Annotated in this window: 18 protein-coding genes; 6 read left to right on the forward strand and 12 right to left on the reverse strand. The window is 55.6% G+C overall.

Translation table 11 applies throughout. From position 1 onward, the window contains the following. Positions 1 to 272: 272 nt before the first annotated feature. Complete coding sequence (locus MRBBS_RS17740) at positions 273 to 1,619, reverse strand: hypothetical protein (RefSeq protein ID WP_014872991.1); 1,347 nt, start codon at positions 1,617 to 1,619, stop codon at positions 273 to 275. A 113-nt stretch (positions 1,620 to 1,732) separates the two neighbouring features. Next, entirely contained in the window at positions 1,733 to 2,353 is a 621-nt protein-coding gene (rlmE, locus tag MRBBS_RS17745; RefSeq protein WP_014872992.1) for a 23S rRNA (uridine(2552)-2'-O)-methyltransferase RlmE, read from the reverse strand. Between the two features lie 237 nt (positions 2,354 to 2,590). Between rlmE and MRBBS_RS17750 the strand changes: the two genes are divergently transcribed. Then, positions 2,591 to 3,391 (forward strand): TrmH family RNA methyltransferase, encoded by an 801-nt coding sequence (locus MRBBS_RS17750; RefSeq protein WP_014872993.1) that lies wholly within the window; start codon positions 2,591 to 2,593, stop codon positions 3,389 to 3,391. Positions 3,392 to 3,447: 56 nt separating this feature from the next. Here the strand turns inward: MRBBS_RS17750 and ahpF are convergent, their stop codons facing one another. Next, positions 3,448 to 5,016 (reverse strand): alkyl hydroperoxide reductase subunit F, encoded by a 1,569-nt coding sequence (ahpF, locus tag MRBBS_RS17755; RefSeq protein WP_014872994.1) that lies wholly within the window; start codon positions 5,014 to 5,016, stop codon positions 3,448 to 3,450. Between the two features lie 279 nt (positions 5,017 to 5,295). Here ahpF and MRBBS_RS17760 point away from each other — a divergent pair, with 279 nt between their 5' ends. Next, complete coding sequence (locus MRBBS_RS17760; protein ID WP_014872995.1) at positions 5,296 to 6,027, forward strand: DUF3581 domain-containing protein; 732 nt, start codon at positions 5,296 to 5,298, stop codon at positions 6,025 to 6,027. Between the two features lie 234 nt (positions 6,028 to 6,261). On the opposite strand, the gene ahpC is transcribed toward MRBBS_RS17760, so the two are convergent. The 3 genes from ahpC to MRBBS_RS17775 all read right to left on the reverse strand — a co-directional run bounded on the left by ahpC (position 6,262) and on the right by MRBBS_RS17775 (position 8,324). Then, positions 6,262 to 6,825, reverse strand: a complete 564-nt coding sequence (ahpC, locus tag MRBBS_RS17765; RefSeq protein ID WP_014872996.1) for an alkyl hydroperoxide reductase subunit C — start codon at positions 6,823 to 6,825, stop codon at positions 6,262 to 6,264. A gap of 179 nt (positions 6,826 to 7,004) precedes the next feature. Continuing rightward, on the reverse strand, positions 7,005 to 7,934 hold the full coding sequence (locus tag MRBBS_RS17770) for a putative RNA methyltransferase (protein ID WP_041635713.1): 930 nt from the start codon (positions 7,932 to 7,934) through the stop codon (positions 7,005 to 7,007). A gap of 123 nt (positions 7,935 to 8,057) precedes the next feature. Continuing rightward, positions 8,058 to 8,324, reverse strand: a complete 267-nt coding sequence (locus tag MRBBS_RS17775; protein WP_014872998.1) for a DksA/TraR family C4-type zinc finger protein — start codon at positions 8,322 to 8,324, stop codon at positions 8,058 to 8,060. Between the two features lie 336 nt (positions 8,325 to 8,660). Here MRBBS_RS17775 and MRBBS_RS17780 point away from each other — a divergent pair, with 336 nt between their 5' ends. Both MRBBS_RS17780 and MRBBS_RS17785 read left to right on the forward strand, forming a co-directional pair. Further along, a complete protein-coding gene (locus tag MRBBS_RS17780; RefSeq protein WP_007348184.1) occupies positions 8,661 to 8,867 on the forward strand; it encodes a cold-shock protein in 207 nt (68 codons plus the stop codon). 196 nt (positions 8,868 to 9,063) lie between these two features. Further along, complete coding sequence (locus MRBBS_RS17785; protein ID WP_014872999.1) at positions 9,064 to 9,441, forward strand: thiol-disulfide oxidoreductase DCC family protein; 378 nt, start codon at positions 9,064 to 9,066, stop codon at positions 9,439 to 9,441. A gap of 92 nt (positions 9,442 to 9,533) precedes the next feature. Here the strand turns inward: MRBBS_RS17785 and MRBBS_RS17790 are convergent, their stop codons facing one another. The 3 genes from MRBBS_RS17790 to MRBBS_RS17800 all read right to left on the reverse strand — a co-directional run bounded on the left by MRBBS_RS17790 (position 9,534) and on the right by MRBBS_RS17800 (position 12,405). Beyond that, positions 9,534 to 10,838, reverse strand: a complete 1,305-nt coding sequence (locus MRBBS_RS17790; protein WP_014873000.1) for a TRAP transporter large permease — start codon at positions 10,836 to 10,838, stop codon at positions 9,534 to 9,536. Beyond that, positions 10,828 to 11,322 carry a TRAP transporter small permease gene (locus MRBBS_RS17795; RefSeq protein WP_014873001.1) on the reverse strand — a complete coding sequence of 165 codons (495 nt, stop codon included), beginning with the start codon at positions 11,320 to 11,322 and terminating at the stop codon, positions 10,828 to 10,830. Before MRBBS_RS17795 ends, MRBBS_RS17790 begins: the two co-directional genes overlap by 11 nt. 72 nt (positions 11,323 to 11,394) lie before the next feature. After that, the gene (locus MRBBS_RS17800; protein ID WP_014873002.1) at positions 11,395 to 12,405 is read right to left on the reverse strand and encodes a DctP family TRAP transporter solute-binding subunit; all 1,011 of its coding nucleotides are present in this window, start codon (positions 12,403 to 12,405) and stop codon (positions 11,395 to 11,397) included. Positions 12,406 to 12,639: 234 nt separating this feature from the next. Here MRBBS_RS17800 and MRBBS_RS17805 point away from each other — a divergent pair, with 234 nt between their 5' ends. After that, entirely contained in the window at positions 12,640 to 13,425 is a 786-nt protein-coding gene (locus tag MRBBS_RS17805) for a DUF1499 domain-containing protein (RefSeq protein WP_014873003.1), read from the forward strand. Then, positions 13,425 to 15,701: a mechanosensitive ion channel family protein gene (locus MRBBS_RS17810; RefSeq protein WP_050996668.1), complete on the forward strand. Its 2,277-nt coding sequence runs from the start codon at positions 13,425 to 13,427 to the stop codon at positions 15,699 to 15,701. The genes MRBBS_RS17805 and MRBBS_RS17810 overlap by 1 nt, the downstream gene beginning before the upstream one ends. 80 nt (positions 15,702 to 15,781) lie before the next feature. On the opposite strand, the gene MRBBS_RS17815 is transcribed toward MRBBS_RS17810, so the two are convergent. The 3 genes from MRBBS_RS17815 to MRBBS_RS17825 all read right to left on the reverse strand — a co-directional run bounded on the left by MRBBS_RS17815 (position 15,782) and on the right by MRBBS_RS17825 (position 18,768). Then, positions 15,782 to 16,582: a thiazole synthase gene (locus MRBBS_RS17815; RefSeq protein WP_014873005.1), complete on the reverse strand. Its 801-nt coding sequence runs from the start codon at positions 16,580 to 16,582 to the stop codon at positions 15,782 to 15,784. Positions 16,583 to 16,678: 96 nt separating this feature from the next. Further along, the gene (locus tag MRBBS_RS17820) at positions 16,679 to 17,995 is read right to left on the reverse strand and encodes an LLM class flavin-dependent oxidoreductase (protein ID WP_144012728.1); all 1,317 of its coding nucleotides are present in this window, start codon (positions 17,993 to 17,995) and stop codon (positions 16,679 to 16,681) included. Beyond that, positions 17,995 to 18,768 (reverse strand): 3-oxoacyl-ACP reductase, encoded by a 774-nt coding sequence (locus tag MRBBS_RS17825; RefSeq protein ID WP_014873007.1) that lies wholly within the window; start codon positions 18,766 to 18,768, stop codon positions 17,995 to 17,997. The genes MRBBS_RS17820 and MRBBS_RS17825 overlap by 1 nt, the downstream gene beginning before the upstream one ends. Positions 18,769 to 18,806 lie beyond the last annotated feature (38 nt).

The following is an 18,806-nucleotide window of genomic DNA, read 5'->3' on the forward strand; positions in this document are numbered from 1 at the left end:
GTCGGCGAATGCGGGCAGATGCCATGAAGACTCATGGCGTAAAAGACGACTACGGTCACACGCCGTTAACGGGGTGACGTCCTCTGACAGGTCGTATGGATGGTTCGCATGTGGGTTTTACGCCTAAAACTGCGGAATCCCTAGAGGCAGGATTGCGCAGACAATAACAGAGGGCTTTGGCATACGCCATAGGTGATTGCCATCAGACCGGGACGCAGGGCGTTGACCACAAGATCGCACAAAATGAAACGAGGCCTTAACTGGCAGACGAACTACACCAGAACGAGCGTCAGGCCGGCCGCCAGCGCACTGGCGACGGTTAATCCCGACAGCGCCAAACTTAGACTCCAGCGCAATGATGCATCTACCGCCTTGTAACCGGTTAAGCGTTCCATAATTAGCGCGTTAGCGGCAAACGGTGTACCAAAGGCGGTAATTCCCCAACCGGTTACCATCGCAAAGCCCAAACCCACCAGACCGTTTTCCGGCCAAACGGCTCCCAGAATGCCCCCTGCCAGGGTACCGATAACAATCGGGTTTACGCCGCCCAGTCCGGCGATGAAAAACGCCCAGGGTACGGCCGCGGCTAGCACCGGCCAAAGCCAGTTGGGCACATTCAAATCACCACTAATCTGGCCCAGCACTGCGGCGCTGATGACAGCACCAATAAACGCCGAGCCGCCCACAATCGCCAACTCGTTACTGACGTTAGCCATACTCACCAAGGGCGGGTTGGTTCGGCGGCTCCACGCCAGAAGCCTGGCACCTATGACCGCGCCCATACAACTGAGAGTAACGGCGTAGGCATAGCTGAGCTGAAACTGATGGCTAAGCAAGAAAACACCGGCACAAATTGCCAAGATCAAGGCGCAGAATCGAAACCAGGGTGCCAGACCGGCGCCGCTCACACCACTGCTGGCAGTGGCGCTGGCGCCAGAAACCTCAACTTTAACGGGTTCTATTTCAGATTCTGGCTCAGGTTCGCACCAGACCAACCCGGAAAACAGCAAAACTATGGAAAAAGGAATGGTGAGCATCAATAACTGAAGGCTGCCAAGGCCCGGCAGCAAGGTCAGTGTAAGCACCACAGAAATCGACAGCGGCGAAAAAGTAGGCGATACACCAAAGCCTCTAAGCACGGCTCGTGTGGCGTTGCGGGTAGATGGGGAATCGCCGTTGCTGCGGATACGTTCGCCCACCACACTTCCGACCACCGCTACCGAACCAAAATTGAGCGGTATCGACACCATCGCGGTTCCAAAGGCCAGGCTGAGATAACGCACCCTTGGCCGCCCGCCAAAAAGGCTGGTCGAAATTTTTTGCAGATCTGAAGTACGGGCGAGCACCGACGATAGCAGCATAACCGCCAGCACCAAACCGGCCAGGCGGCTCATGTTCTCCGCCGCTGCCGCAATCATGCCCGGGTCGCGACCCAGAGCAAACGCCAACGCAAAACCCGCCACTAGAAAAACCACCCTGGGTACCAGGCGCATATCCCGCCAACCCAGAATAACCGCCAGGCTGACCGCTGCAGCGCCCAAACCGGCCATGCCGGGAAGCAATGCCAGAATGGCGGCAATCAACGCAAGGTAAGCAAGAGCAGAACGTATCAGCAGCAAAGGAGCGCGTCTCTGAATGGCAAGGGCGAGTATAATAGTAGGTAACTGACACCCGTCCCGGTATCAGCCATCATGAGCATTCATAGCTGGTAACGGCTTATTTAGACAAGCGATCAGCCACGAAAGCCCTTACCCACGAGATAAACCTCCCGCGAGCGGGCACGGGAAGAATCCGGTTTGCGCACCACCACCTTGTCGAACTGTTCGCGCACAGCTTTCACGTAGCCGTCATAACCTCCACCGTGGAACACCTTGGCAACAAAACTGCCCTTGGATTTTAGCACCTGGCTTGCCATGTCCAGCGCCAGCTCGATCAAATACATAGACGCGGCCTGGTCTGCCGCGTTCACACCGCTGATGTTGGGCGCCATGTCTGAAATCACCACGTCGACTTTTGCATCGCGCAGTACCGCCATGATTTCCTCAAAAACAGCGTTCTCGGTAAAATCGCCCTGAATAAATTCGACACCGGCAACGGCGTCCATGGGCAGAATGTCCGAGGCTATTACCCGGCCTTTATGCCCCACCAGATCGGTGGCGACCTGGGACCATCCGCCAGGCGCAGAACCCAGGTCCATCACCGTCATAGTGGGTTGGATGAGCTTGTCTTTGGCGTTAATTTCAAGAAGTTTGTAGCTGGAACGGGAGCGATAGCCATCCATTTGCGCTTTTTTCACGAAGGGATCGTTAACGTGTTCTTCCAGCCAGCGGTTACTGCTTTTTGATCGGGCCATAGTGTCTCTTTGTTTACCGAACGATAGTGTCTCTTTGTTAACCGAATGATGGTGGCTCTTTATGAGTTCGGTTATTAGTCGGGTTATTCATCGCACCATTGTACGCCGAGCGCCAGAGCGCCGCAAAAGCGCCCCGCGCGTCGGCACCAGCGCACTGACAGCCAACCGGCAGCCACGTACAATAGCTCCACTCATTAGCCGCCATCTGAGCTCTGCACACACAACCGGGACATAACCGTGAAGCTGGACGACATCAAAAAACTGCATCAAAAAAAATATCGCCAGACTTTCGGACACTATCTGGTAGAGGGCGAGCACTTGGTGCTGGAATTGCAGAAAGCCGCTGGCACACAGCCTGCCTTAAAGTCTTCAGAGCTTTACGTGACGGCGGCTTATGCGCACTGGCAAAGCCCGTTCACCACTCACCTGATCGGCGAACGCCAGATGGCGCGGCTAGCCGATACCCAAACGCCCCAGGGTATTTTGGCGATAGTGCCCATAAAAGCGCCTATAAGAGTGCCCATAATAGCGCCCGAAGTGGCGCCGACAGTCACGCCCATGACCCAGTCGCAAAAACAGCCAGCCATTGACACACAACGCGGCCCTGAAAAAGCCATCTATCTGCACGAGGTACAGGACCCAGGCAACTTGGGCACCATTTTACGCACCCTGGCCTGGTTTGGTGGTTTTCGCTGCCTGCTCAGCCCCGGCAGTGTCGACCCTTATAACCCGAAAGTGGTGCGTGCCAGTATGGGCGCGATATTCCATGTGCCGCTTGAAACCGAGGTTGAGCTAATCAGCCTGGGCCAGCGATTTCAACGTCTGGCTTGCCTTGACCTGAATGGCCGCAGCTTAACCGAGCCCGGCTTTGCCGACCACGACTGCTATCTGTTTGGCAACGAAGCCCGCGGCATTCCGGCTCAGGCCCTTGATGCACTAAACGCCACTGCCTACACCATAAACGGCAAAGGCCAGATTGAATCTCTCAATCTGGCCTCGGCGGTCAACATTTGCAGCTGGGAGCTGATGCGCAGCTGATTCGTTATCAGCAATTGCGCGTCAGCAAACACCCATCAACGAACGCTCTTCAACACCTATTCGTCAGTAGAGTTGCGAATCAGGAAGTCAAAGGCACTTAGGGCCGCTTTGGAACCTTCACCCATGGAAATCACGATCTGCTTGTAGGGCACGGTGGTAGCATCACCGGCGGCAAATACGCCAGGAATGCTGGTTTCATTGCGCTCGTTGATGACTACCTCTCCGTGCTTGCTGAGTTCGATATCGCCTTTCAGCCACTCGGTGTTGGGTAACAGGCCGATTTGTATGAACACGCCTTCCAGCTCTACGTGAACATTTTTACCGCTGTTGCGATCCGTGTAGTCCAGGCCATTCACCTTACCGTTTGCACCGGTCACTTCAGTGGTCTGGGCCGATACCGCGACATCCACGTTCTTCAGGCTGCGCAGCTTACGCTGCAGCACTTCGTCAGCGCGCAATTCGACACCAAATTCCAGCAAGGTTACGTGGCCAACAATACCGGCCAGGTCGATGGCGGCTTCCACGCCTGAGTTACCGCCGCCAATGACGGCTACGCGCTTGCCTTTGAACAATGGGCCGTCGCAGTGCGGGCAGTAAGCCACGCCCTTGTTGCGATACTTGTCCTCACCGGGAACACCCAGCTGGCGCCAACGGGCACCGGTCGACAACACCAAGGTGCGGGCTTTCAACGAAGCACCATTGGCCATACGAATTTCATGAGGCATGCCCGGCTTTGTCGCCGGAATCAGCTTTTCGGCCCGCTGCATGTTCATGATATCCACACCATACTCTATGACGTTCTGCTCCATCGCGGCCACTAACTTGGGGCCTTCTGTGTAGGGCACGGAAATCAGATTTTCAATGCCCATGGTGTCAGCAACCTGACCGCCAAAACGTTCAGCGGCAATGCCGGTGGTGATGCCTTTACGGGCCGCGTAAACAGCCGCTGCGGAGCCAGCGGGGCCACCGCCGATTACCAACACTTCAAAGATGCCCTTCTGGCGGATTTTATCAGCTTCACGGGCGTCGGTGTTGGTGTCCAGCTTGGCTACAATTTCTTCCAGCTTCATACGGCCCTGGCCAAACAGCTTGCCGTTCAGGTACACGCTGGGCACCGCCATGATTTCACGCTCTTCCACCTCGGCCTGGAACAAGGCGCCGTCAATGGCGGTGTGCTTCACGCTTGGGTTCAGCACACTCATCAAGTTCAGCGCCTGCACCACGTCCGGACAGTTCTGGCATGACAGCGAAAAGTAAGTTTCAAATTCAAAATTGCCGTCCAGTTCCTGTACCTGCTGAATCAACTCGGGAGTGGCCTTGGAAGGGTGTCCACCCACCTGCAACAATGCCAACACCAGTGACGTAAACTCGTGGCCCATAGGGATACCGGCAAAGCGCACACCTATGTCGGTACCAACACGGTTAATAGCAAATGACGGGCGACGCACGTCAGAGTCGCCATCTTCACGCAGAGTAATCATGTCAGACAACGCGTCGATTTCCTGCAGCAGCTCATACAGCTCGCTAGCTTTTGCACTGTCGTCCAGCGCCACAACCAGCTCAATGGGCTGTTTTACATTGTCCAGGTAACCTTTCAACTGGTCTTTCAGCTTGGCATCTAACATTTTGTCGTCCTTTATAAGGGATAGAGTCAGTAAACCGGCGCGGTTTTATCCGGTTGTTCTAAGTTGATGTCGATAAGATACGGCGCCGGAAAAAAAAGCTCAAATCAATTGATTCAAAAACTGCGATAGGGGTTTGCTATCAACGGGCATCGGCCGATTCACACCCTAACGAAAGATATTCTTCAGTATTTTTGCATTAAGCCAGATGGTGCATTTTGATATGAGTGCAGCTGGACTATCATGGGAAGCTGAATCTGGCCACTCGGAATAAGGTACTCCATGTTTCTAGAACGTTTTCACTGTGAAAAGGATGGTCGCGTATACATCAGCGCCGCCCAGGCCAGCTTGTTTGCCAAAGAAGTGGCCGGGGACTTCAACCCCATTCACGACCCGGATGCCCGCCGCTTTTGCGTGCCAGGGGATTTACTGTTCGCTGTCGTACTTTGGCGTTTTGGCTTGTCGACGAATATGACCTTCCACTTTCGCGCCCTGCTGGGTAAAGACGTGCCCCTGGAATTTCGCGAAGGCGCCGATGGCACTATTCAGGTGTGCGATCAAGCCGGCAAGGTGTATCTGGAAGTCGCCCGCAGCGGCGACATAACCACCGACAAAGTGTTTATCGAAGAATTCACCTTGGGTTACGTGGCAGCTTCGGGCAAAAACTTCCCGCACACCATGAAGCCTTTGATGGAATCCAACGGCGTGATGTTCAACCCGGACCGGCCAATGGTCATGTACGACAGTATGACCGTAACATTGGATAGCCTGCATGCAGCGTCACCGGAACTTGAACTGCATAACGCCACCCTGGAAGCCAATGGCAAGCGTGGTCGGGTAACTCTGGAGTATCGCCTGATGTCTGGCGACCAGGCGCTGGGCACCGTATCCAAACGGTTGGTGCTGGGCGGTTTGCGCCCCTACTGCTCAGATGCCATGGCCGATGTGGTAGAACAGTTCTACCGCCTGAAAGCCCGCGGTGTCAGTTACGGCACCGACATCGCCAGTACCTGACGCAGATCGTTTTTATAGCCAGATTTTTAGCGACACGGGTTGTTATGGATTTCATCGTCCTGGGGACCCGTAAGCATGGACAACGGACGCTAACCAAAGAAGCCTCAAGCCCCTGCACGCAGTTTGTAATCCGCCTTGCCCTGAACGCAAAAAACCCCGGATTTCCGGGGTTTTTTGATAGTAGCAAGCCCGTAACACAGGCCTGTACTGTTTGATTCCCTGTTAAAAGGAGTCTTAGATCTTACCAACCAGATCCAGTGAAGGAGACAGTGTCGCTTCGCCTTCCTGCCACTTGGCGGGGCAAACTTCGCCCGGATGTTTGCGCACGTACTGAGCAGCCTTAACCCGACGCATCAGCTCGGACGCATCACGACCAACGCCTTCCGCGGTGAGCTCAACGGCTTGGATGACGCCATCTGGATCAATCAGGAAAGTAGCACGGTCTGCCAGGCCTTGGCCTTCACGCATCACACCAAAGTTGTTAGTGATGTTGCCGGACTGATCACCAACCATGTAGTACTGAATCTTGTTGATGGTTTCAGAGCTGTCGTGCCAGGCTTTGTGAGTGAAATGGGTGTCTGTGGATACAGAGAACACTTCAACGCCCATCTTTTGCAGTTCTTCATACTTGTCAGCTACGTCGCCCAGCTCGGTGGGGCATACGAAAGTAAAATCAGCCGGGTAGAAGAAAAATATAGACCACTTGCCTTTTACGTCTGTTTCAGAAATCTCAACGAACTCGCCTCTTTTGAAAGCGGTTGCGTTAAACGGTTTAATTTCTGAGTTAATGATACCCATAAGATATTGCCCTTTGCTTGCCAAATGATTAGTAACTGACTCCTATTGTAGGGATGCTGCGCGCTTAACAAAAATTGATAATGCCCAAACAAGAGATAGCTTGAAGCTATTACTTATACTCCCGTTACACCTCCGAGAAGCAGCAGCGGGTAATACGAATGTATGAATGCCAACCCGTGCTATTTCACGGCAGCGCTTGGAGCGCTGGCGCCGTCACCCGGTTTGGCTTCCAGCACCGTCAGCCGTACATCCACTGTTACGTCCAATTCGCCAAGCGCAGCGGCGCGGGCCAGGCCCTCGGCTTTGGCGCGATAAAGGTGCGGGGTCATGGCCAACAGGTCGGCAATGGCGCCTTCGCCGACCAATGCAAGGCTGAAATTAATCGTCTGCCGCCCTATTGTCTGAAAGCCGGGAGGCGCTTCGCTGGCGTTGGGTTTGTCGACATCGGGCTTGAGTACCGGGTAAATGACTTCTCGCAATTCGCGCAAATGATCCGGCCCCGCGTCGACAACCATTACCCGGCCGCCAGGGCGCAGCACCCGCCGGAACTCCGGATACACCGGAAACCCGAACAGGCTCAAAATGCAGCCCAAAGACCCGTCAGCCAGCGGTATATTGGCGTTGCTGGCGACCAGCCATCGCGTTGTTTTTGACTGTTTTGCCGATGCCAGAACCGCCGGTTTTGAAATATCCAAGCCTACCAGCGACAACTGCTGTTCGTGTTTCTGAGCCGACAAGCACGCATCAAGCTGGCGCAAATAATAGCCTTCGCCGCAACCCGCATCCAAACAGGCGAAAGACTCTTTTGTGCCTGGCGGGTGCTCAGCACCCGCGCCCGCAGCGTTCAATGCTTCCGCGACCGATTGCACAACCGCAGCGGCTATCGGCTGATAGTGCCCGGCACTTAAAAAGCGCTGGCGCGCCGCCACCATTTCCTTACTGTCACCAGGGGCCAGTGACCGCTTGTTCTGCACCGGCAGTAAGTGTACATAGCCCTGGCGGGCGTTATCGAAACTGTGTCCGTTGGCGCAGCGCCAACTGTTTTGCTGCATCAGCAGGGATTGTCCGTCTAACGGGCAAACAAGATGGTTAAATGGCGTTATGGTCATAATCACAGGGTATCGCTGGCAAAATGTGCGGGGAACGCCTTGGTCACGGCGTTGCTGGGCGTTTTCTCAGCGCTAAGATAGCATTCTCGTAGCACCTTTATTAAATGGCCTCATACCCGAGGCTCAGCGCAGCTGGCTGTCTTTACTGGCGCGCCTGTTAACGCCGCCACTTTTGCCCTGCTGCTTTTCCAGCTCGGTCTGGCACTTTATACACAGACGCACACCCGGCACCGCAGCCCGCCGGGCCTCAGGTATTTCCCGGCCGCATTCTTCACAATGGGTCAGGCTATCGCCCTTGCCCAGGCTGCTTCTGGCTTTGTTAACCGCATCTTCAACGCTGGCGTCGATCTGATCTTGCACGGCGCCATCCCGTGCCCACCCTCCGGCCATAATCCCTACTCCTTTGGCACCTACGTTGTTACAACTATAGCTTGGTTGTTGCTTTATTGACGTGCTGCCGCGTTTTCACCATTTCAACACGTGGCTTATCCGTTGCTGTACCTACAGGTTACAAAAAACCACACAAAGGCTTTGCAATGTTCTCGTTTACGTGTAGAGTGCATCCCGTCGGAAAGATTTAGCAAAGCACTTCATCAATAGAACGTACTAAGTAACGCATCGTCCTGTTTTTGATCACGCCTCATTTTTTGTTTCCCGCATACCGCTGATCCGTCGTCACAAAGGACGACTGACAGCACATTACTTAAAGAATTCAGGATTATTATTATGTCTACAGTTACCGGTACCGTTAAGTTCTTCAATGAAGCAAAAGGTTTTGGCTTTATCACTCGTGAAGGCGGCCCCGACGTATTTGTTCACTACAGCTCTATTCAAGGTGGCGGATTCAAGACCTTGGCTGAAGGCCAACAGGTTGAGTTCACTGTTACTCAGGGCCAGAAAGGTCCTCAGGCAGAGAACGTTGTAGCTGTCTAAGCTAGAACAGATAATTGTGCTGTGAATAACAGCCAATAATCAAAAAAGGCAGCTTCGGCTGCCTTTTTGCTGTCTGCTTTTTTTATACATGCCTTTCCTACCCCGCCAATGAATACGCTTCGCCCCCGCCAACGTAACCTCAGTAACGCAACTTCGTTAACGTACGACTCGAACAGACTGACCACAAGGCCACGCTATGCCCGCAAAACCGATTTTATTCTACGATGGCGAATGCCCGTTGTGCCGCCGCGAGATTGACCACTACCGCAAGGTCGACAAGCAATCACGCATCGACTGGCAGGATATATTCGCCAGCGACACGACCTTGGCCCAATATCAGCTTAGCCACACAGACGCGATGAAAGTTATTCACGCAGTAGACAGCGCAGGCACCCTGCAGTCCGGTGCTCACGCGTTTGTGGTGGTGTGGCAGGAACTGCCGGGCTACCGTCATTTGGCGACAATATTGAAGAAACTGCACCTGGTTGGTCTGGTGAACCGAGCCTATCTGGTCTTCGCCCGCTTGCGCTTTCGTTCGCGCTGCAAGCAGGGTTGTCAGTTGCCACCGCGCTAGCTTTTAAGCATCGTACCTTACGCAACAGCCAACCTGCCGATTACTTAACTAAGGGCCCTTTAGACTATGGCCCTCAAACTATGGCCCTGTCATTACCAAGGCCCAACCACAAAGCCAAGCTTGTCGGGCAGCCACAGCGCAATACCCGGCACCAGTGCGACCAGCAACAGGCTTACGCCCATAGCGACAACGAACACCAAGGCCCAACCCAGGGTGTGCTCCAGGCGGATATTGGCAATACGGGTGGTAACCATCAAATTCACTGCAACCGGCGGAGTAAACTGACCAATAGCAATGTTCATGGCCAGCAGAATACCGAACCACACCGGGTTCCAGCCAAAGTGGTTCATGAGCGGCAATACGATGGGAATCAAAATCAGGTAAATGGATACCGCATCCAGCAACATACCCGCCAGCAACACCAGCAGCATCACCAGCCCCAGCAGCACCCAGCCGTTGTCCGACAGCGACAATAACGCGTCCGCCAGATGCTGAAAGGTGCCCAAAGTGGTGCCAGCCCAGGCAAAAATACCCGCCAAAGCGATAATCAGCATAACCACGCCGGAGGTAACCGCAGCATCGGTCACCAGATCGTAAAGCCCACGCAGGCTCAGATTGCGATAGATCAGGCAGCCCACAATCACCCCGTAGGTAACCGCCACCACCGCGGCTTCGGTGGGTGTGAACAAGCCGGAACGCAGGCCACCCAAAATAATCACCGGCGCGAACAAAGCCGGCAAGGCCGCTTTAAAGCTGGGCCAAAAAGGTGGACGCTCCGAGGTTTTCGGATCTTCCCAGCGATATTTTCGAGAAAAATACAGCGCCGGTATCAGCAGCGAAAGCCCCGCCAGAATACCAGGGAACACACCGGCGGCAAACAGCGCGCGCAAATCTACCCCCGGCACCACAATGGAATACAGAATCAATGCGATGGACGGTGGAATCAGAATGGCGGTAGACGACGATGCCGCAATCAGCGTGGCAGAAAACGGCTGCGGATAACCTGCCTTGCGCATGCTGGGCAGCATCACCATGGCCACGGCGGCCGCATCGGCTGGGCCGGAGCCACTCATGCCGCCCATAATCAGGCATACCAGCACGGCAACAACGGTCAGGCCACCGTGGCGCGGGCCAATAATAGCTTGGGCAAAGCGCACCAGACTGGCGGCTACACCAGCACGTTCGAAAATCAAACCGGTTAGTATGAAAAGCGGTATGGCAATCAGCGGGTACTTCGCCACGCTGTTGTAGGTGTTGGTGCCAAAGGTGGCCAGCATGTCTGGCGACAGCCCGGCCACAATACCTACTGCGCCGCCCAGCCCCAAGGCCATGGCCACGGGTACACCCAGCAGCAGCGCCACCATAAAACTGGCGATCATTAACAGATCAGGACTCATGAATAATCTCCGGATCGGCTTTACCGCGCAGTCGATCTATCAAACTCTGAGTCATGCGTACAATAATGGCCAACGCCATGAGCGGCAGCCAAATCACGTAAATCCAGTTGGGCAAACCCAGCCCGGGTGACAGCGATTCCCACTGGTACTCCTGCCAAGCAAACACACTGCCGTACCAAGCGGTAATGGCAAACACTGTCACGCCCATTGCCCATTGCACTATGTACACGGCTGTTCTTAAAGGCGCCGGCAAGTGATGTTCGATCAGCTCAATACGGATGTGCTGGTTGTTGCGCGCCGCTACCGCAGCGCCCGCAAAAGTCACCAGAACGAGAAAAAACACCGAGAACTCTTCAGTAAAGGCAAAAGACGCATTGGTGGTATAGCGCACAATTACGTTACCCAGGCTGATCAAACAGATCGCAATCAAGGCAACAGACGCGAGCCAGGCTTCGGGCCAGCACTTAGGGGGGCGGGTAGACATGAAAACTCCGGGTTGGTCAGCCCGGCTTTACGCCAGAGTAATGTTCTCGGCGCAAAACTCGGGCCAGAACGCTTATTGCTGGCGGTCAGCGACGGCTTGCTGGGCCTTCTTGACCAGGTCTTCACCAATCCGCGGTGACCAGTCCTGATAGACCGACTGGGTAGCGTTGATGAACGCATCGCGCTGGGTCGGCGTCAGTTCGGTGACGGTTACGCCACGCTCTTTGATAGCGGCCAAGGTGGAGTCCAGCTCACTGCGAGACTTTTCAATTTCCCATTGGCCGGCGTCTATTGCAGCCTGCTTTAACAAGTCCTGATCGTCGGCGCTGAATGTCGCCCAAATCCGATTGTTAACAGCAAATACCAGCGGGTCTGCCATGTAGTGCCACAGGGTCAGGTGCTCCTGCCCTACCTGATCAATACGTGCCACATCAAACACCGACAGCGGGTTTTCCTGGCCGTCCACGGCACCAGTGGTCAGCGCCGGCTTGGCATCGGCCCAGCTCATCTGAGTGGGGTTGGCGCCCAGAGCATTAAAGGTATCCTGAAACAATGGCGAACCTACCACGCGGATTTTCAAGCCCTCAACGTCTGCCGGCTCGCTGATCGCGCGCTTGGAGTTAGACAGTTCACGAAAACCGTTTTCGCCCCAGGCCAAGGGCGTTACACCACGTTTCTGGATGGCGGCAAAAACGGCCTCGCCGACCTCGCCCTGGGTAATCGCATCAATGGCGGAGTAATCCGGCATCAGAAACGGCAGCGAGAACAGATTCAGTTCCGGCACCTGGGGTGACCAGTTGATGGTAGAGCCCACCGCCATATCAATCAGTCCGGAGCGCATGGCAGAAAATTCTTTAGTCTGGTCACCAGACACCAGCTGGGAGTTGCTGTAAATTTTCATGTTGATACGCCCTTCCGAGCGCTCGTTCACCAGCTCTACCCATTTGTCGGCCGCCTGACCCCAGGGAAAGGCCGATGGCAACACGGTAGATACGGTGTACTCGTCTTTGTATTGAGCATGGGCAATAGACCCAAACAAAAGCGCGCCTGCGGCGGCGGCAATTAACGTGCAACGTTTCAGCATGTTCTTTTTCCTTATTGTTTGACGTGAAGCTGGCCGCCGGAGAGAAGCGTAGCAGGCGGCAGACCCGCGATTATAGGAGGGTCGCTCGGCGCGACGCAAAAAAAACTGCTGCGTGCCAGCGGTTACGTCTATGTCGCCTTGAGACTTCACCTCATTGCACACTATGCTTGTAAGCAGAACCAACCCAATGCTGCTCTTATTAAACGTAGCTCAACACAACCAGGAGTAATTGCTATGTCATCGCTTTCACAACCCCATCGTCGCGGTGGCAAGTGGCCTGTACTGTGCGCCTGGCTGGCAGTCACCGCACTAATTGCCGCCGGTGCGCTAATGACGACGTCCGGGACAGCATTTCGCATGGAATGGATTGCCCTGGGCGATGCCTTTAGCTGGCTGCGAATGGGCGCGCAGCTGGCTGCGGTAGCCGCCATACTGGGCATAGTGAGCCTCTTGGTTGCCGGTCTGTGCAAGCGCTGGGGTGCGGCTTTGACCGGAGCAGTGGTCGCCGTGGTGGCAGTTACGATGATTGCGATGCCGGTACAAATGCAGCAGCGGGCACAAACGGTACCGCCTATTCACGACATTACCACTGACATGGACAATCCTCCGGCGTTCGTGGCCCTGGCCAACGCCCGTGAAGCTGCGCCCAACGCTGTGGATTATCCCGGCATTGAGACCGCGCGCCAACAACGGGCTTCTTACCCCATGTTGCAGCCCGTCACACTGGCGGTACCCATGGCGCGAGTGCAAACAGCGGTACGGGATCTGATTGCTGCCCGCGACTGGCAACTGGCCGAGGCTAGCCCAACAACCCTTGAAGCAACAGCCATCACTCTTGAAGCGACAGCCTCTACCCGCTGGTTCGGTTTTAAAGACGATGTGGTGATTCGCCTGACCGACACCAGCGACGGCGTGCGTGTAGACATGCGCTCCGCCTCACGCCTGGGTAAAAGCGATTTGGGCACGAATGCCGAACGAATACAGGATTTCCTGGAAGATCTACAACGCGCGGTACGCTGATGATACTACCGCACATAAAAGGCCAACCCATGGGTTCCCGTTTGTTCACGGCACCATTTTTTGCGCTTGTTATAGGTGTTGCGCTGCTGTGCCTTGCGGCCACCGCAACCCAGGCCCAGGGGTTGTCGCTGCCAGCAATTCCGGGGCTGCCCGGATCGAGCCAGGAAGAACAGAAAAAAACGGCTTCTGCAGAAGAATTGAGCCAGTCACTTGAAATTACCATTCAGGCCCTGCAAGACGACAGCAGCCGCGAAGACCTGATCAAACAGCTGCGAACTCTGCAACAGGGCCTGCAGGCGCAAGCCATTGAAGATCAGCGAAACTCGCCCACTCAGCAGGGCCTGCTGGGGGCGCTGGCGGAATTTTTTGATGATCTTACACGCTCTGGCGGTGCTGCTGGTGAGTCACTGGGGCGCTGGAAAGTCAATTTTGATAACGCGCTGAGCGCCAGCAAGGGACTTATAGCCGCTGCCTCATTCAAGGTGGTGGCAGAAACCGCCATCGGGCTGGCACTGGGGGCGGCGCTTTTGTACAGCCTGTCGCGCCTGGCCCGAGTGCTGTTTATTCGCCGCGACTGGCCGCTGGAAATGCCCCGGCGCGCTAAGCCGTGGATGCTGATGGCGCATTTTGCACGCCGGATAATCCCCTGGATTCTGACACTGGTTGGCCTGTTCCTGCTGCTGGGTCTGCGCATGCTGGCCATTTCAGACACCGCGCAAAGCACCGTTCTTGTGCTGGCTTATATCAGCCTGTGCGGCCGCCTTTTGACATCATTATTCGATGTCATGATTTCGGTTTTTTCCAGCGGCCACCGAACCGCCGCTGTTGCTATTTTACATAAGCGTACGCTGTTTCCACTGTTCATTATCGGTGCCATGTTCGCTTTGGAAGACGCTCTCGGATCGGCAGAGCTGGTGTCGCAGCTCGGCGCCGATCTGGCCTCTACTCTGGCACTGGTGTTCAGCATGTTTGGTGCCCTGCTGGCAATCTTCGTGATTATCCGCAACCGCCGCCCGATCACCCATCTGATACGCAACCAGCCTTATAACCAGCGCAAGAATCAAGGCGTATGGCGGGAACTCGTCGGCCTGCTGGCACGGCTCTGGCATATTCCGTTGTTGCTGGCGATTGGCGCCTCTATGGTGGCTGTTTTTGCCAAAGGCGGTTCAGGCGATGCGGCCCTGGGCAAGGCGCTTATTGTTTCACTGGTATTGATTGTCACCTTGGCAGCGCAGGGCGTTGTCGGCATTCAGAAAAGCAGCTCCCGCCACAAGTCCCTGAGCACCTTCAGCCGGCGCCTGGTGAAATTCGGCTATCGCCTATTACAAATTGCGTTATGGCTGGCATTCTTTGAAATAGCACTGCAAGTATGGGATCTGTCCCTGCTAGGGCTGGCCGACAAGCCATCCCTCAGTGCTGGCCTGGCAGACAGCCTGTTTGCGCTGACGGTTACGGGGCTGGTCGCCAGCTTAACCTGGACCTTTGCCGATGAGCTTCTGGAGCGTGCTGTACGCCGTGGCGACCGCAAAAAACGCCTTAGGGCAGCGCGCGCCCAAACCATCGTTCCCATTCTCCGCACCACCATTTTGATCATCATTGTTGTGGTGGCCTTTCTCGTCAGCCTTTCCATTGTCGGGGTAGACGTTACGCCGCTGCTGGCCGGTGCCGGTATTATCGGTCTGGCGGTCGGTTTTGGTGCCCAGACGCTGGTACAGGATTTAATCACCGGGCTGTTTATTGTGGTGGAAGATTCAATGTCGGTGGGCGACTTCGTAGAAATCAACGGTTTTATGGGCACGGTAGAAGGCTTCAATCTACGCACCGTGAGGCTGCGGGACCTGGAAGCGGTGGTACACCACATTACCTTCAGCAAAATCAGCTCGATTCACAATATGTCACGGCAGTTTGGCATTGCGCTGATAAAGATCCGGGTACCGCCGGACCTGCCTATTGATGACGCCATCAAACTGATGACTGACACCGCAGAAGAACTGCGTGCGGATCCCGCCATGCGCTGGCTGATCTGGTCGCCCCTTGAAATGCAGGGTATTCACGCGTTTGAAGACGGTTGTCCGGTTTTGCGCATGCGTATGCGCACCAAACCAGAGTACCAGTGGGATGTGTCACGAGCCTTCAATCTATTGCTAAAACGACGTATGGAAGACCTGTATCTGGACGTGGCTGCACCGCGCATAAGCGTACAAATGGAGGCCGAAGGCGGCGCTCGTGCGCCGGGTCGCGGAGGTAAAGCAGTCAATATGGAAAATCAGAATTAACCCAGCAGACATTAAAAACCAGACTCTGCGAACAAAACAAAGCCTGGCAACAGTCAACGCTGCATCTTAAAATCGAGGTGTTAGGCGCCGGCGATGCGCCCGACCAGCGGTGATGACGGATCTGCCAGTTGGCGGCGGGGCATGCGTCCGGCAAGAAATGCTTCACGCCCGGCTTGCACCGCCAGTCGCATGGCACGGGCCATGGCAATAGGGTTTGGCGAATGAGCAATGGCCGAGTTCAACAATACTGCATCACACCCCAGTTCCATCGCCATAGCAGCCTCGTGAGCGGCACCAATACCGGCATCCACCAACACGGGCACGCTCGCGCGCTCGACAATCAGACGAATGTTGTGGGGGTTTTGAATACCAAGGCCAGAGCCAATCAACGAGCCCAGGGGCATTATCGCGCAGCAGCCGATCTTCTCCAGCTCCAGCGCAACAATGGGGTCGTCGCTGGTGTACACCATCACGTCAAAGCCATCACGAATTAGCACTTCGGCCGCTTTTAGAGTTTCCACCACATTCGGATAAAGAGTGGCGTCATCGCCCAGCACTTCCAGCTTGACCAGATTGTGGCCATCCAGCAGCTCGCGGGCCAGCTTACAGGTACGCACCGCAGAACGGGCATCGTAACAGCCGGCGGTATTAGGCAGCAGCGTGTAGCGGTTTGGTGGCAGAAAATCCAGCAGGTTGGGTTCGTCGGGGTTCTGACCAATGCTGGTGCGGCGCACGGCAAACGTTACGACCTCGGCACCGCTTTCGTAAAGTGCCCGCGCGGTTTCATCGTAGTCTTTGTAGCGGCCAGTGCCTACCATAAGGCGCGATGTGAACTGCCGCCCTGCGATCACCAATGGTTTGTCCAAGGTTTGTTCTGTCATATTGTGTTCCTGTTTGTGTGGGTACCGACTTGCACAAGCGGAGACTGTTGCAAGTGTTTGTACCGTGATTTGATATTGGGCAGTAAAAATAGCGTTTCAGCGATGATCAGGCCTGGCCAACCCTAAATGTTCGCGCAAAGTGCTGCCCTGATATTCAGTACGAAACAGCCCGCGACCTTGCAGCACCGGCACCACCTGCTCGATAAAGTCTTCGATGCCACCGGGCAGCGATGGCGGCATCAAGTTAAACCCGTCGGCGCCCTCGTTGCGGAACCAGTGCTCCATCTTGTCCGCAATCTGCCGTGGCGTGCCAACCATAGTGCAGTGGCCACCCCCCGCCGCCAGCCGGCCCAACAGCTGGCGCAGAGTCGGCTGTTCCGTTTCGATAATGCGTAAAATGGTGCTGTAACGACCCTGTGGCCCGCTAAACTCCTCCAATGGCGGAAGTGTTGGCACGGGTGCGTCCAAATCCCAGCTCGAACAGTCCTGGCCGATAAACATGGCCAGCTGACGCAAAGACGCATCGACAGGTAACAACTCATCAAGCTCACGCTGCTTGGCTTTTGCTTCCGCCTCGGTGGGTGCCACATAAGTGACCAAGCCAGGCAGAATCGGCACGTAAACCTCGCGGCCAGCGGCTTTTACCCGCTGTTTGATATCGCGGTAATAGTTTTGCGCCGCTGGTAAATCATAGGCAACTGCATAAATCGCCTCGGCGCATCTGGCCGCCAGCTCCCGCCCAGGCTCTGACGCGCCGGCCTGAAACAGCACCGGATGCCCCTGTACCGGGCGCGGTACGTTCAACGGTCCGTCTACCCGAAAAAACTCACCCTGGTGGTTTATCGGACGCACCTTGGCGGGATCGGCGTAATGGCCCTGGCGATCAAACCGCAAAGCGTCATCGGCCCAGGAGTCCCACAATCCCAATACCGCCTGCACAAACTCGTCGGCGCGGCGGTAACGCTCGGCGTGGCCGGGCATAGCTTCATAACCGTGGTTGCGGGCTTCTACATCAAACATCGAAGTAACTACATTCCAACCAATGCGGCCGCCAGAGATATGATCCAGCGACGCGACAAGACGCGCAGCATGAAACGGTGTGTAAAACGTGCTGGATACGGTGCTGATAAACCCGATCTTTTCTGTCGCCCGACTCATGACTGCCATGGCCGTTAGCGGTTCCAGGTAAAACCAGCTGCCATCTGACACATTGCCCGCCGAATTGCTGTCGGCGAAAAATACGGCGTCTAGTTTCCCGCGTTCGGCGGTTTGCGCCAAGCGCTCGTAATAGCGAATGTCTCCCAACTGCTCCACCGCCGACTGCGGGTGGCGCCAGGCTGCCCGATGATGGCCGCAGCCCATCAAAAAAAGATTTATGTGCATCATCCGTTGATGTGCATCTGGAGCCGTCATCAGTTTTTCACCAACCCACCGTCTACCACCAGGTTCTGCCCGGTGACCGAGCGCGACCAGGGTGACGCAAAAAATAAAGTGGCATCGGCAAACTCTGCCGGCGTAGTCACCCGCCGCAACGGTGTGCTGGCTGCGATGAAATCAAACACCGCCTCGGGCGTAGCAGCCGATGCGTCCGTGGTGCGCAGCAGGCCACCCGACACCATATTGACGGTGATGTTGTCTGGGCCCAGATCCTGAGACAAGGTACGGGTAAGTGACAGCAAAGCCGCTTTACCCGCAGTGTAATCGTGGTACGGCACCACCGGGTTCTGGAACAGGTTGGTTCCCACATTCACAATGCGACCAAAACCCACTTCACGCATACCAGCCAGTGCCGCCTGAGTGGTGTTCAGCGCACCGCCCACCACGCCGGCAAACTGCTGGTTCAGATTCTCCCAGGTCAGCTGCTCCGCGTTCGGGCGAGCATCGCCGTTGAATGAGAAATCCGGTAAGGCATTATTGATGACCGTGGTCACCGGAAACCCGAAATGCTGCCGCGCCTGGGCAAACATCGCCTGTACAGCGGCGCGGTCGGTCACATCAGCCTTCACCGCAAGCGCACGCACCGGTTCTTCGGCGGCCAGTTTGTGCGCCGCTTCGGCGCTGTTGCGATAGTTGATGACCACACTGGCGCCTTCGCGCAAAAACGCACGCACCAGATGTTCCCCCAAACCGCGGGCAGCACCGGTTATCAAAACCAGTTGTTGATCAAGACGGATGGATTTATGCATAGACACCTCATGGCTGAGGCGAAGGTATGAATGGACAG

This window comes from Marinobacter sp. BSs20148, from assembly GCF_000283275.1.
Classification (GTDB): Bacteria; Pseudomonadota; Gammaproteobacteria; order Pseudomonadales; family Oleiphilaceae; genus Marinobacter; species Marinobacter psychrophilus.

Excerpts from the sequence above, each read along its gene's own strand:
- rlmE (WP_014872992.1), bottom strand. The coding sequence starts at position 2,353 with ATGGCCCGATCAAAAAGCAGTAACCGCTGGCTGGAAGAACACGTTAAC.
- ahpF (WP_014872994.1), bottom strand. The coding sequence starts at position 5,016 with ATGTTAGATGCCAAGCTGAAAGACCAGTTGAAAGGTTACCTGGACAAT.
- MRBBS_RS17760 (WP_014872995.1), top strand. The coding sequence starts at position 5,296 with ATGTTTCTAGAACGTTTTCACTGTGAAAAGGATGGTCGCGTATACATC.
- ahpC (WP_014872996.1), bottom strand. The coding sequence starts at position 6,825 with ATGGGTATCATTAACTCAGAAATTAAACCGTTTAACGCAACCGCTTTC.
- MRBBS_RS17770 (WP_041635713.1), bottom strand. The coding sequence starts at position 7,934 with ATGACCATAACGCCATTTAACCATCTTGTTTGCCCGTTAGACGGACAA.
- MRBBS_RS17775 (WP_014872998.1), bottom strand. The coding sequence starts at position 8,324 with ATGGCCGGAGGGTGGGCACGGGATGGCGCCGTGCAAGATCAGATCGAC.
- MRBBS_RS17780 (WP_007348184.1), top strand. The coding sequence starts at position 8,661 with ATGTCTACAGTTACCGGTACCGTTAAGTTCTTCAATGAAGCAAAAGGT.
- MRBBS_RS17785 (WP_014872999.1), top strand. The coding sequence starts at position 9,064 with ATGCCCGCAAAACCGATTTTATTCTACGATGGCGAATGCCCGTTGTGC.
- MRBBS_RS17790 (WP_014873000.1), bottom strand. The coding sequence starts at position 10,838 with ATGAGTCCTGATCTGTTAATGATCGCCAGTTTTATGGTGGCGCTGCTG.
- MRBBS_RS17795 (WP_014873001.1), bottom strand. The coding sequence starts at position 11,322 with ATGTCTACCCGCCCCCCTAAGTGCTGGCCCGAAGCCTGGCTCGCGTCT.
- MRBBS_RS17800 (WP_014873002.1), bottom strand. The coding sequence starts at position 12,405 with ATGCTGAAACGTTGCACGTTAATTGCCGCCGCCGCAGGCGCGCTTTTG.
- MRBBS_RS17805 (WP_014873003.1), top strand. The coding sequence starts at position 12,640 with ATGTCATCGCTTTCACAACCCCATCGTCGCGGTGGCAAGTGGCCTGTA.
- MRBBS_RS17810 (WP_050996668.1), top strand. The coding sequence starts at position 13,425 with ATGATACTACCGCACATAAAAGGCCAACCCATGGGTTCCCGTTTGTTC.
- MRBBS_RS17815 (WP_014873005.1), bottom strand. The coding sequence starts at position 16,582 with ATGACAGAACAAACCTTGGACAAACCATTGGTGATCGCAGGGCGGCAG.
- MRBBS_RS17820 (WP_144012728.1), bottom strand. The coding sequence starts at position 17,995 with ATGACGGCTCCAGATGCACATCAACGGATGATGCACATAAATCTTTTT.
- MRBBS_RS17825 (WP_014873007.1), bottom strand. The coding sequence starts at position 18,768 with ATGCATAAATCCATCCGTCTTGATCAACAACTGGTTTTGATAACCGGT.